Here is a 13,613-nt window from a genome sequence, read left to right on the forward strand (position 1 = left end):
TACAGCTTCAGGGAGCCTTGCTTTTACTTCGGTGCTGATCAATTAATATGATATTTCCGTCGGGATCAGTAAGCATCAAACTGGCTGGTCCTTCAGAGCTTTCATCAGCTTCACTCATCAATGAAAGGCCGCTTTTTTTCAGTTGCTTCTGGATTTCCCGGATATCTTCAAATTGTTCAATTTCTTGGGCATTTTCATCCCAACCCGGATTGAAAGTTAAGATATTGCCTTCAAACATTCCATTGAAAAGACCGATCAGTGAATTTTCATTTTTCATGATCAGATAATTCTGATCCATACTTCCAGCAAAAGCTTGAAAACCCAACTTTTCATAAAACTCTTTTGAGGTATTCAGGTCTTTGACGCTGAGGCTAATCGAAAATGCTCCTAATTTCATGGTTTTTATATTATTCGTTGCTTCATTAGCACCGTTTTCTGCGAATACCAAATTAAGATATTATCCTGACAAAAATGTCAAGATCAAGGAGATCAGGTAGGTGTGTCTTGTTTTCATTTGCTGCTTTTTTTCAGAAAATTAAAGGTTTTTTTCCTCAGTCACTCAAAACAGCAGATCCGGAATCTTTAAATTTTGAGGGAGAGCTTCCAAACTGTTTGGCAAAGATCTTACTGAAATATTTTGGGTTGTTGTATCCAACCATATAAGCGATTTCAGCTACCTTATATTCACTTTCCAACAAGAGTTGTGCAGCTCTTTTTAAGCGGATAGTGATAATAAAGTCATTTGGGGTTTGACCTAGCAATGCTTTGAATTTTTCAAAAACAAGTGTCCTGCTCAGTCCCAGTTCTTTTACAAAATCACCAATAGAAAAATCCGCATTGTCCATATTGGATTCAATAATGGAAATAGCCCGCTGTAAAAACACTTCATCTGCGGGTGAAATCTGGATTTTGCTAGGTTCAAGATTAGGTGTTTTGACAAATTGCAATTGTAGCTTTTCACGGGAATTCAACAGGTTGTTGATTTTCAAGACCAAAAGATCTAAATGAAAGGGTTTTGTAATGTAATCATCTGCCCCTGATTCATAGCCTTCACGCTGATGGATGTGAGAGCTTTTGGCAGTCAACAAGATCACTGGAATATGGCTTGTGTGTACGTTTTGTTTTAGTTTTTGGCACATTTCTATCCCGTCCATAACAGGCATCATCACATCTGAAATGATAAAATCCGGCGAAGTTTTCAAAGCCTGCTCCAGTCCTTCCTGGCCATTGGTAGCAGTGATGGTTTCAAAATGGTTTTCCAATACAGACTTGAGCAGGTCAAGCAGGTCAGGGTTGTCCTCCACAAGTAGCAGTTTTTTCCCCTGTATCAGTTCATTCTTCAGGTTTGCTGGTGCAGAGATGGTTTGGTGATCATTTTGATGGATCAAAAGCAAATCAGCATCTTCCTGTGACATCAATGATTTGACGTGTTCTTCATCAGGTTGCTGTACCAGCTGCTCTTTTTCAAAATGTTCAAATCCCTCTCTGAGAAAAACGGAGAAAACAGTTTCTAGATTGGGCTCACTGATTACCTCAATTTTACCATTATGAAGCTCAATAATGTTTTTTGAAAGGGCCAGACCTATTCCCGTTCCGATTTCATGATAGGATCCATGTTGCCTGACTTGGAAAAATCTCTCAAAAATCATGGGTAACTGATCTTTTGGTATTCCCCTGCCATTGTCTTTCACTTCTATTTTTATCCAGTTTCCTTCCTGAACTTCTGTTGATTGTTTGGAAATGGATATCGTAATTGCACCTTCATTCGGAGTGAATTTGAAGGCATTATAGATCAGGTTGTAAAAAACCTTTTCCATTTGGTCAGCATCTATCCAAACCGTTCTTGGACTGTCAGGTTCGACAAGTAGTTCAAATGCAATATTTCTTTGTTTTCCAATGGCCTCAAATGATTTCTTGATGTTGTTGATGAATGACCTCAGGTTTACAGCCTGCACAGAGAGTTTTACATTACCTGTTTCCTGTTTCCTGAATTCCAGAAGTTGGTTGATAAGCCTAAGCAACCTGTCAGCATTGGCGTATATGATTTCCAACTGCCGCTTGATGCCCGGTGCTACATCATTTCTTGCCAGAAGTTGTTCCAATGGAGCTTTGATCAGCATCAAAGGTGTCCGAAGTTCATGAGAGATATTCGTGAAAAATCTCAGCTTAAGCTGATTGATCTCTTCATGCTTTTGATGCTCAATCCTTTCAAACCTTAGGTCATTTCTCAATTTGATTCTCCATGACACCAAGGATTTCACAGCATATCCTATGATCAAAAGAAGTAGAGCATATAAAATGTAAGCCCAGGTGCTCTTGTACCAAGGAGGAAATACCTGAATTTCTAAAACTGATTCCGGTGAAAAACTGGCATCATTCTCTATGGAAGCTTTGATCTTAAATCTGTATTTTCCACTAGGCAAATTGGCGTAATTGGCAAATCTCCGTCTTGAATCGGTCTGTATCCAGTCAGGGTCATATCCTTCCAGCATGTAGAAATAACTGATCTTTTCCTGGGATTGATATTCCAAGGAAGAAAACTCAAATTCAAAACTGTTGTGGAAATGTCTAAATTCCAGGCGCTCAGTGAAGCTGACCATCTCATTTAGAATTACTTTATCCATGATTTTTTGGCCTGGCAATACTACCTGGTTCAATACCTTCAACTGCGTGATCAAAGGAGCATTAGGGGTAGGATTGGGCTGAATTCTTTCAGGGAAAAAAGAATTCATACCGTTGGTTCCACCAAAGTAAAGCTTGCCTTCACTGTCTTTGTAAGCTGATCCCAAATTGAACTCATCTGACTGAAGCCCATCATCTTCAGTGAAGTTTTTGAATTTCATCTTGGTTATGTCCAAAGATGAAATACCATTGACAGTACTGATCCAAAGCTGTCCCGCATTGTCTTCGAGCATGGCTTTGACTACATCCGAAGGAAGCCCATCTCTCTCTCGAAAAATCCTTACACTTCCATCGAGCGGATTGATTCTGTTGAGTCCTCCTCCAAATGTTCCCACCCAAATAAATCCGGAACTGTCTTCTAAGATAGATGTCACCATACCATGGCTCAACCCATTATTACCTGGCTCATGTTTGAAGTGCTCAAATACCATATTTTCAGGGTTCAGCTTGCTCAATCCTCCTCCGTATGTCCCTATCCAAATATTGTTTTTGGAATCCTGGTAAAGGGCCCTGACATCGTTGAAAAGAAGTGATTGCACATTGTCCGGCTCATGGAGGAATCTGATAAATTCCTTTTTTGAAGGGTTGTAGAGATTTAATCCTCCACCATTTGCAGTTCCTATCCAAAAATTACCATCATGGTCTTCCAAAATTGCCCAAACTTCGTTCTTGCTTATAGAATTGGCATTTTTAGGATCATGTAGGAGATGTTCAAATTTCCCTGTGTTTAAGTCGAAAATACTTATTCCTCCTCCATCGGTTCCTATCCAAACCCGCTTATCGCTCGCCTGAAGCAAAATCTGAACATGGTTATGCTTCAATCCCCCAGATTCGTTTGCTGTAAAGTACTGAAATTGATCCTTCCCTTCTCTTAAGAAATTAAGACCGCCATTAAAAAGGCCGATCCAAAGGTTATTGTCATCATCTTTAAGTATGGACTTGACCATTTTGGCAGAAAGGCCACGCTGAAGTGTAGGGTCATAGCGGAAATGCTCAAACTGTTGCTGCCCCGGATTGGTTTTATTCAGTCCCTCTCCAGAATACATTCCCAGCCAGATATTTCCAGAATAATCTTCGAAAATAGTATAGACTGAGTTTCCGTTGAGGCTATAAGGGTCTGAAGGGTCATCCTCATAATGGCTGATCTGATCTGTATCCCGGTCAAAAACATACAGTCCCCGTCCCAATGTCCCAATCCAGATTTTTCCATGGATATCTTCTTTGAAAGAAGTGATGTTCAAACCTACCTGTTGAGATTCCTTTCTGTTTTGAGGTAGATGAAATGGAATGAAATCCTTACTGTTTTTACTTCTAGTGAAAATGCCGTTTCTTTCAGTACCTAACCATAACGTACCTTTTGAATCTTCAAAAAAATTCTTGATGGAAGTGACAGGTACTCCTTTGTCCAAAAGCTCAATTTTTTGAGGGTTTATTCCTTCCTGTTTGATCTGATAAGCCCCTTCTTCCAAAGTCCCTATCCAGATTGTTCCTGATTGATCCTCATAAATATTCCAAACTTTATTATCACTGAGTTCGGAGTTGGAGCGGTTAAAGGATTTAACCTCGAGCAATTGATTTAGCTTTTCCAGGCTGTAGCTATTCGGCAACTTGTCAAATCCTGATATCTGATAGACCCCATACCCATTCGTACCCACCCAGATGTTTCCTTTGGTATCTCTAAGGAGGGAAGTTGTTTTACTGAATATTGCCTTAGCACCTGAAGGTAATGTGAGGTCCAAGGAATGGAAATCGCCTGTTTTGGGATTCAATATATTAATGCCTCCTCCCTCTGTACCTACCCAAATAAGACCATTACTGTCCTCAGCGATTGCCCGGATTACATTGTTTTTGATGCTTTTTGGGTTGGAAGCATCATGTCTGTAAACCAAAAATCTATACCCATCAAATCTGGCCAGGCCGTCATCTGTTCCCATCCATAGAAAACCCCACTTGTCCTGATGAATGGCTAAAATTGAATTTTGAGGCAATCCATCTTTACTGCTGTAATGAGTGAATTTGAACTGTTGAGTAGATGGGTTTGAGTTGGAGTCACTTTGCCCAAACAGGTGGAAAGACCACGTGAAGAGTGAAAAGAATATGATATGGATAAAGTGCCTGGGCAATTGAAGGTTGTTGAGGAAGGATTATTACTTAAGTCTCTTAACAAAAGTCAAATTTAAAATTTATGGTTCAAACATGAGCCTTTAAGGTTATTGCTATATAGCCTTATGGACTATTGTACCCCAATATACGGACGATTTTTCACCTCATGGATGATTTTTGGCCTTTTCATGTACTAATGGTGCCCCGCTTCACTTTTTTCTCCTCCTAGATTTGAAGCAGTCTTATTTCCGGAGTGGCCACAATTATGATTGTCAAAACACCGGAAGATCAATTGTCCAAAAAACACAATAAACCTAAAAAGTATGAAGAATTTAGACTTAAAACATTACCTCCTGTTGGCAATGTTTTTTGCTGTTGTCCAGGTTTCTATGGCACAGGAGCAAAGGCGTGTCACAGGAACGGTGACTGACTCCAATACTGGAGAAACCATCCCCGGTGTTAACATTTTGGTGATGGGTACCAGCAACGGTACGGTGACTGATTTGGATGGAGAGTATTCCATTGACGTCAATGAAGGCAGCCGGTTGAGTTTTACTTTTATTGGCTATGCCTCCAAAGAAGTAGTGGTGGGCAATCAATCGGTGATCAATGTTGAGCTCAATCTTGACTCTCAAAACCTGGAAGAAATTCTGGTAATCGGTTTTGGAGAGCAATCTAGGGAAACACTGACATCTTCGGTTTCCAAAGTTGATAACAGGGTTCTGGAAAATGTTCCCTTTGCCAATGCCGCTTCGGCCATGCAAGGAACTGTTTCAGGGGTAAGGGTACAGACCACTACAGGACAGCCAGGTGCTGCCCCTAGGGTAATTGTCAGGGGAGGTACTTCTATCAACGATCCTAATGGAGCCCAGCCTCTTTACATCATTGATGGTGTTATCAGAAACAACATGAATGACATCAACCCTGACGATATCGAAACTTTTCAGGTGTTGAAAGATGCAGCCGCGACTGCAATCTATGGTGCCAGAGGATCAAATGGAGTTGTAATCATTACTACCAAAACAGGTAAAGCTGGTAAAACAACCGTTTCTTACAGATACAATATAGGTGTTGCTGAGCAATGGAATCAATATGATATGGCTTCAGCCAGAGATTATATTTATTTCAATCGAACAGGGATCATGAGACTGGCTGAAAAAAATCCAGGACAGCTTTTTAGACTTGACCAGCCAAATGGTTTCGGTACAGGAAATGACTTGACCAATAACACTGCATTTACACCACAATTTTTAAGTGATGAAAACAGACACAAGCTTGATGAGGGATGGCAATCCATGCCTGATCCGGTAGACCCAAGTAGAACCATTATCTTCGATGAGGTAGACTGGCAACAAATACTTTTCCGTCAGGCAGTCACTCAAAACCATTATGTACAGGTGTCTGGGGGCTCTGAGAAGGCAAGATTTGACATGGGTATAGGTTACCTTTCCAATGAGGGTGTAGCCATCAATACCGATTTCAAAAGATTTACAGTTAGAATGAACGGAGATGTTGAAGTCAATAACAAACTTTCAGTATATGGAAGATTGAACTTCACCAACTCTTCCAACACCCAGGTTTTTGGGGAAAATGAGATTTTCCAAAGATCTTTGGGACTTCCGCCTACCGCAAAATTCAGGTATGAAGATGGTACCTTAGCCCCTGGGCAGAACAGGAGTATGGGAAATCCAGTGTATCACTTGAGCAGGTCTCAGGCATTCAATGCAACCAATAGACTTACACTTTCCGCTGGTGCTGTTTGGGAGATAGCCAAAGACCTGACTTTCGAACCTATTGGATCACTCTATTTTGTTCAGGGTACAAACAACTCTTTTCTTCAGTCCTATTTTAATACACCGACCCAGTTTGTAGACAACAGACCTGCATCATTTTCCAATTCTCTTTTCTGGCAGAAGCAATTTGATGGAGTTTTTACCTACAACAAGTCCATTGGCTTTCACAATTTCCAGGCAAAAGCAGGCTTCGCATATTTTGATAGGCAAAATTATGTTGCATCAGCTTCAGGTAGAGGAGCTGCTTCAGACTTGATTCCAACTTTGAATGCATCCGCTGAACCTGTTGCTGTATCTTCTTCCGCTTCCCAGCAATTGATTTTGGGTTACTTCGGAAGGATGACTTATGACTATGACAAAAAATACCTCTTTTCCCTTTCAGCAAGGTATGATGGTGCTTCCAATTTGGGTTCAAATAACTATTGGGGATTCTTTCCGGGGATCTCTGCGGGATGGAATGTGCATAGGGAAAACTTTTGGAGCGGAGTTCCTTCCACTGTGTCTTCACTTAAGCTGAGAACAAGTTATGGGGTGAACGGTAATATCGGTAACCTGTCTGATTTCCATGCTCAAGGACTTTATTCGGTAGGGAATAGATACAATGATCTGGCAGCAATTCAGAACAACAGAATGGCCAACCAAGATTTAAGGTGGGAGCGCTCTACTACCGTTAACCTTGGATTTGATATGGGGCTGTTTAACAACAAGCTCAACATGACTTTTGATTATTACAATCGGGTTACCAATGATCTTTTGACAAACCTGGAATTGCCCCAATCAACAGGTTTTTCTTCTATCCTTACGAACCTTGGATCACTTAGAAATGAAGGTATAGAATTGGAATTGGGAGCGACTATCATGCAGAAAAAGGACTTCTCCTGGGATATGAGCGTGATTGCAGCCTATAATATCAATACCGTTGTCAGACTTCCTGAGAATGACAATGAGAACAATAGAATTGGAGGTGTCTTTGTATACGACCCTGTGCTCGGGCAATATATCTGGAGAGGTGGTCTTCAGGAAGGTCAGCGTATTGGGCAGATGTTTGCCTATCAATACGATGGTGTCTATGCAACAGACGAAGAAGCAGCCAATGCTCCACTTGACATTTTGGTTCCAGGAAATGACAAAAGAAAATTCGGTGGAGATGTTAGATGGGCCGACTTGGATAGAAACGATACTATCGATTCCAGAGACAGGGTTTACGCAGGAAACATTTTCCCTAAGTGGACAGGTGGCTTTCATAATACCTTCAACTACAAGAGACTGAGTCTTACTGTCAGAACTGATTTTGCTTTGGGACATACCATTTATCATGAAACAAGAGCAAGGTTCAATGGCCAGTACCAAGGGGATATAGGCATACTTGAGGAAACCACCCAATCTTGGCAAAACCAAGGTGATCAAACCGCTTTTCCAAGGTATATGTGGGCTGATCAACTGGCCCAGAATAACTCATTCAGGGGAAGTACTTTCTTCCATGAACCCGGAGATTATCTCGCCATCAGGGAAGTGACCCTTTCCTATAGCCTACCCACGGCTATTCTCAATAGACTGAAAATACCATCCATGAGAGCGTATTTTACAGGATCCAATCTTTTCTATTTCACCAAATACACAGGTCTCAATCCTGAAGAAGGAGGTACAGATGCCGGTAGGTATCCAATTCCAAGAAGCTTCCTGATGGGTGTTAATATCAATTTCTAAAATCCAAAAGACCATGAAAAAACTTGTAAAGAATATAAAAAGATTTGCCATAGCTCTAGCAGTTGTTATGGTTGGGAATTCCTGTTCGGATATGTTGGAACTGTCTCCAACTTCAGAAATCACCGTCAGTGGCTTTTGGGTTAGTGAAGACAACGCCAATGGAGCACTGAATGGGATGTACGTAAGATTTAGAGATGAAGCTTCAAGCAATATGTTCTTTTGGGGAGAAGCCCGAAGTGAAACCCTTTCGTATGGGCTTCAGGCATCCGAGGGAAGGGAACGTTATTTTGAAAACAGCCTGGATCCAAATTTTGCCGGACCTACCTGGTTGAGACTATACACCACCATTCATGATGCCAATCTGATCATAAAATACGTGCCTGGTATAGAGTTCAACCAGCAGAGTAATAAGGACAGAATGTTGGCCCAAGCTTATGCCATGAGAGCATATCTCTATTTTGTGATGGCAAAAACCTGGGGAGGTGTGCCCTTGGTGACCGAGCCTACTGAGGGATATGATGCTGAGACTACTTTTAGGCCCAGATCTACTGTTGAGGAAATGTTTGCCCAAATCAAGTCCGACATAGACATGTCCTTATCACTTTTCCCGGATAATAACTTGGGAAGAGGCAAGGCTGTATGGTCAAAACCTGCAGTCAATACCATGAAGGGCGAAGTGTATTTGTGGACCGGTAAGAGACTCAATGGCGGGAATGCAGACATTACACTTGCCTTGCAGGCTCTGGAAGAAGCATCCACTGCACCGGGACTGGCTTTATTGGATGATTTTGACGATGTATTCAGATATGACAATAAGGGGAATAGCGAAATTTTATTTGCTGTAAGGTATCTTGATTTGGAGTCTGGTGCCAATTATGCCAATACCCTTTATATCAGAGATGATGAAATTCCTTCCGGCGCATCTCCCGAAGTAAGGGAGAAAATCGGGACCGGTGGAGGGCTGAACAGGATGGCCCCCTCTGAAGTCATTAGAAATCAGTTTGATGAAAGAGATTCCAGAAGAGAAGCGTCTTTTGTAGAGATTTTCACCCAGACCGAAGATGGTGATCCCAATTATTACGGCTCTGTGGTATTGAAATACAGAGGGTTTGTGGATCCTTCAGGAAGAAGATTTATTGATGATATTGTTATTTATAGGTATGCAGACCTGCTATTGTTAAAAGCTGAAGCAAAAAATGCACTCGGTCAGGATCCCTCAGATGAAATCAATCAAGTAAGGCAAAGAGCATACGGAGAGCATTTTGATGATTTCAGGTTCGTGAACCAAAGTCAAGCACAAAATGATGAAGAAATCCTTCGGGAAAGGCTATTTGAGCTTGCTTTTGAAGGAAAGAGATGGTGGGATCTATTAAGGTTCGACAAGGCTTTTGAAAAAGTGCCATCACTTCAAGATAGACCTGGTGACAGGTACCTTGAACTTTGGCCTATTTCTCTAGGAACCATAAGCTTAAACTCCAGGATTGAACAGAATCCGGGTTATGGTAATTGATAGGGTTATAGTTGATCAGAAAGGGGCCGGTTCAGCCGGCTTCTTTTCTCTTTGTCTTAAATTATCACGAAGGTACACCTTTCAAACTGTTTTTTACCTAGAAAAATTTTCTTAATCTCATAGAATCAAATTATGAAATTTTCAAAAATAGAAGGCTTGATCGCAGCCACATTTACTCCTTTTGATAAAAAGGACAAACTACACCTAGATGTAATCCCTGATTATTACGGCATGCTCAAAAGAAATAATGTAGGAGGCGCCTTTATCTGTGGTACCACAGGAGAAGGTTCTGCTTTGACTTTTGATGAAAAATGCAGACTGATAGAAGCATGGAGCGCTTTTTCCAATGAGGAATTTAAAATAATAAGTATGGTCTCCGGAACCAGTCAGGAGGAAGCTATCGCTTTGGCCAAATTGTCTGCTGAAAAGGGCTTGTACGGGATCTCCATGAATGCACCTTATTATTTCAAACCTGCAAATGTAGATGCCTTAATCGATTTTATAGAGCCGATTGCAGAAGCTGCACCAAGTTTGGCAGTGTATTTTTACCACATTCCGCTTTTGACCAATGTGTATTTACCGATGTTGGAATTGTTGGAAAAAGCGCAGACCAGTATGCCAAACTTTGCCGGGATCAAATATACCCACAATGACCTGATGGACTTTAACCGTTGTCTGCGGTTTGAAGAGGGGAAATTCGATATCCTTTGGGGTTGGGATGAAACTTTTCTGGCCGGACTCTCCATGGGAGCTAAGGGAGCAGTAGGCAGTACTTATAATTTTGCAGCTCCGATTTATAATAAAATACTTGCTGCATTCGCAAAAGGAGATTTGCAGACAGCGCTGAAATATCAGGAGAAATCAATTGATTTTGTCTCCCTTTACGGGAAATATGGGGGAGGTGCAGCTGGTAAGGCCATCATGAAGTTTTGTGGTTTGGATTGCGGTTCATTTAGGCCTCCAATTAAAAAATTAACACAAGACGATGAGGCGGGACTTTTGAGTGAATTAAATATTCAAAAGTTTTTTAAATATTCTATCAGGAGTATAGCCCATCAAGACTAAATAGCCCAACAACCCAAAATTTAACCAGTGAAAAACCTATTGTCTATACTTTTACTTCTCCTCGTCCTTACTGCCCATGCTGTGGGACAGGATATGGAGAATCTTCCCGTACTCAATTGGGAAAAAGCAGCTGAATTGACCCCTGATGAAGGCTCAGAGCAAGCTTTGGGCTATGCTGGCATGTATACAGGTACCCATAAGGGCACTGTGATCATGGCAGGCGGTGCGAACTTTCCAAACGGACTTCCCTGGAAAGGAGGAGATAAAAAATGGTGGAACCAAGTCAAAGTACTACGCAAATCCAAAAAAGGATATACTTGGATACCCCAAAACACGAAACTTCCTAAAAACCTTGCTTATGGAGGGGTAGTATCCACTGAAAACGGAGTGATCCTTTTAGGAGGAGAAAACCAACAAGGCCCCCAAAATGATGTTTACAGATTGGTTTGGAATGAAAAAACCAAGGAGGTGCAAATCGAACAGCTTCCGGATTTGCCTAAACCAATTTCTCATGGTGCAGCTGCCTATACAGACGGAAAGGTCTATTTGGCAGGAGGGGTGTCTGAAGGTACAACAGGCAGCTTCTACATGTTGGACCTGATGTCAGATCATTTACATTGGCAGACGCTGCCTCAATGGCCCGGCCCTGAGCGTTCCCACGCCGTGCTGGTTGTGCAAACTGGAGGAGAGTATGAAAATTTATACCTCTTTGGGGGAAGGAGAAACACCAAATTTGGTCATAGTGAGATTTTGAGTGATGCCTATAGGTTTGATCCGAAAAATAACGAATGGAAATCCCTTGGCGAGATAGAAGATGGCTTTGGGAATGTATTGCCCATTTCAGCATTTTCCGCAAAAGCGGCTGGATCAGGTCATATACTTTTGTTTGGTGGAGTAGGGCCTGAACCTTTTAACACTTTGGAAAAGATCAGCTTAAAACTATCCGGAAACAACCAATCTTCCGCTGAACGTGATTCTTTAACCAAAGAAAGAGATTACCTACTCAGTCTTCATCCCGGTTTCCATAAGCAAATTCTTGCTTTTCATACAGTCACCAAAGCATGGACTGGCCTTGGGGAATTGCCGTTTGATGCCCCTGCAGATTTTAATGCAGTCAGTCTGGAAAATGATATCCTTCTTGCATCAGGGGAAACCGCTCCCGGCAAAAGGAGTCCTTATATTCAAAAGTTGTCTATCGTCAATCAACAACAATTTGGAACGCTTAATTACATCGTTTTGGGAGGATATCTGGGTATTTTGGTGGTCATGGGCTTCTTTATTTCCAAAAAACAACACAATGTAGCAGACTTTTTTAAGGCTGGAGGCAGGGTGCCTTGGTGGGCTGCCGGAATAAGTGTATTTGGGACGCAGTTGAGTGCCATTACCTTTATGGCCATACCTGCAAAAACCTTCTCTACGGATTGGACGCTGTTTTTCCTGCTGATGACTATCATCATGATCTCTCCGGTCATCATCGCTTTGTTTTTGCCCTTCTTCCGCAGGCTTAACCTGACTACTGCCTACGAATATCTTGAACTGCGCTTCAACCGAACTGTTCGCAATTTGGGGAGCTTGATTTATGTAACACTTCAATTTGGGAGGTTGGGGATAGTATTGCTTTTACCTTCCTTGGCACTCTCTGTTGTTACAGGGATGAGTGTGGAGCTGTGCATTTTGATCATGGGAGTATTGAGTATCCTGTATACCGTTCTGGGAGGAATAGAAGCTGTGATCTGGACGGATGTGATCCAGGTTTTGGTACTTTTGGGAGGGGCATTGGTTTCGCTTGTCCTAATGGTTTACCATATGGATATGGAATGGAGTTCCATCAAAGAACTGGCATTGGATTCCGGAAAAATGAGGATTTTTGATACTTCTTTTGATTTTACAGGAACAGCGATATGGGTGGTGCTAATAGGTGGACTGGCTTCCAACCTGGTGCAATATGGAAGTGATCAGACCGTCATACAACGGTACCTCACAACCAAAGATGAAAAAACCGCAGCCAGAGGCATCATGACTGGGGCCTGGATGGCTTTGCCATCTGCTTTGATCTTTTTTGCCATAGGGACTGCTTTGTATCTTTTCTATCTGCAACATCCACAAGACCTTTCACCGGTCATTCAAAATACCGACAGTATTTTTCCTTGGTATATTGTCACCCAACTTCCGCAAGGAGTTTCGGGGCTCTTGATTGCAGCTGTTTTTGCTGCCGCTATGTCCAGCTTGGACAGCAGTATGAATTCAGTCGCCACCGTGATCACCACTGATTTTTATAAACGTTGGTTTCCTTCCCAAAAAGAAGAAGGCAAACAGCTAACTTTTGCCAGATGGGTTACTGTAGCCATTGGTGTTGGCGGTACCTTGTTGGCCTTGATGATGGCGAGCATGGGGATTCCTTCCTTATGGGATCAGTTCAATATGCTGATCGGATTATTTGCTGGTGGTTTGGGAGGGATATTCCTGATTGGGATACTTTCTCGCTCAGTCAACGGCCAAGGTGCAGTTTTTGGTTTAGTGGCAAGTGCCCTGGTGCAGATCTTAGTCAAATACCAAACGGACCTTAGCATTCACCTCTATGCCTTTACCGGCCTAGTAAGTGCAATGCTCTTTACTTATCTCTTTAGCCTTCTTTTCCAAAAGCCCAGCCCGAAAAGTATAGAAGGGCTGACCATACATTCTTTAAAGAAAGAAAAGGAAGAAAAGCAGTATGAAGGGGTAATGGCTTATAGAGGTAAATGATCAATACAATT

6 protein-coding genes are annotated in these 13,613 nt (G+C 41.8%); 4 read left to right on the forward strand and 2 right to left on the reverse strand.

All coding sequences use genetic code 11. From position 1 onward, the window contains the following. Nucleotides 1-7: 7 nt before the first annotated feature. Entirely contained in the window at nucleotides 8-397 is a 390-nt protein-coding gene (locus A33Q_RS20950) for a VOC family protein (protein ID WP_009035351.1), read from the reverse strand. Nucleotides 398-551: 154 nt separating this feature from the next. Further along, the gene (locus A33Q_RS20955; protein WP_235062825.1) at nucleotides 552-4,805 is read right to left on the reverse strand and encodes a hybrid sensor histidine kinase/response regulator transcription factor; all 4,254 of its coding nucleotides are present in this window, start codon (nucleotides 4,803-4,805) and stop codon (nucleotides 552-554) included. A 303-nt stretch (nucleotides 4,806-5,108) separates the two neighbouring features. Between A33Q_RS20955 and A33Q_RS20960 the strand changes: the two genes are divergently transcribed. From A33Q_RS20960 to A33Q_RS20975, 4 genes are all read left to right on the forward strand, one after another. Next, nucleotides 5,109-8,285, forward strand: a complete 3,177-nt coding sequence (locus A33Q_RS20960) for a SusC/RagA family TonB-linked outer membrane protein (RefSeq protein ID WP_009035349.1) — start codon at nucleotides 5,109-5,111, stop codon at nucleotides 8,283-8,285. 13 nt (nucleotides 8,286-8,298) lie between these two features. Continuing rightward, on the forward strand, nucleotides 8,299-9,795 hold the full coding sequence (locus tag A33Q_RS20965) for a RagB/SusD family nutrient uptake outer membrane protein (RefSeq protein ID WP_009035348.1): 1,497 nt from the start codon (nucleotides 8,299-8,301) through the stop codon (nucleotides 9,793-9,795). Nucleotides 9,796-9,927: 132 nt separating this feature from the next. Further along, nucleotides 9,928-10,860 (forward strand): dihydrodipicolinate synthase family protein, encoded by a 933-nt coding sequence (locus A33Q_RS20970; protein ID WP_009035347.1) that lies wholly within the window; start codon nucleotides 9,928-9,930, stop codon nucleotides 10,858-10,860. Nucleotides 10,861-10,887: 27 nt separating this feature from the next. After that, complete coding sequence (locus tag A33Q_RS20975) at nucleotides 10,888-13,602, forward strand: sodium:solute symporter family transporter (protein WP_016255688.1); 2,715 nt, start codon at nucleotides 10,888-10,890, stop codon at nucleotides 13,600-13,602. The last annotated feature ends 11 nt before the right edge of the window (nucleotides 13,603-13,613 follow it).

The organism is Indibacter alkaliphilus LW1, from assembly GCF_000295935.2.
In the GTDB taxonomy this organism is placed as follows: domain Bacteria; phylum Bacteroidota; class Bacteroidia; order Cytophagales; family Cyclobacteriaceae; genus Indibacter; species Indibacter alkaliphilus.

What these genes read in the sequence shown, in the direction of transcription:
- A33Q_RS20950 (WP_009035351.1), bottom strand. Translation starts at nt 397, where the DNA reads ATGAAATTAGGAGCATTTTCGATTAGCCTCAGCGTCAAAGACCTGAAT.
- A33Q_RS20960 (WP_009035349.1), top strand. Translation starts at nt 5,109, where the DNA reads ATGAAGAATTTAGACTTAAAACATTACCTCCTGTTGGCAATGTTTTTT.
- A33Q_RS20965 (WP_009035348.1), top strand. Translation starts at nt 8,299, where the DNA reads ATGAAAAAACTTGTAAAGAATATAAAAAGATTTGCCATAGCTCTAGCA.
- A33Q_RS20970 (WP_009035347.1), top strand. Translation starts at nt 9,928, where the DNA reads ATGAAATTTTCAAAAATAGAAGGCTTGATCGCAGCCACATTTACTCCT.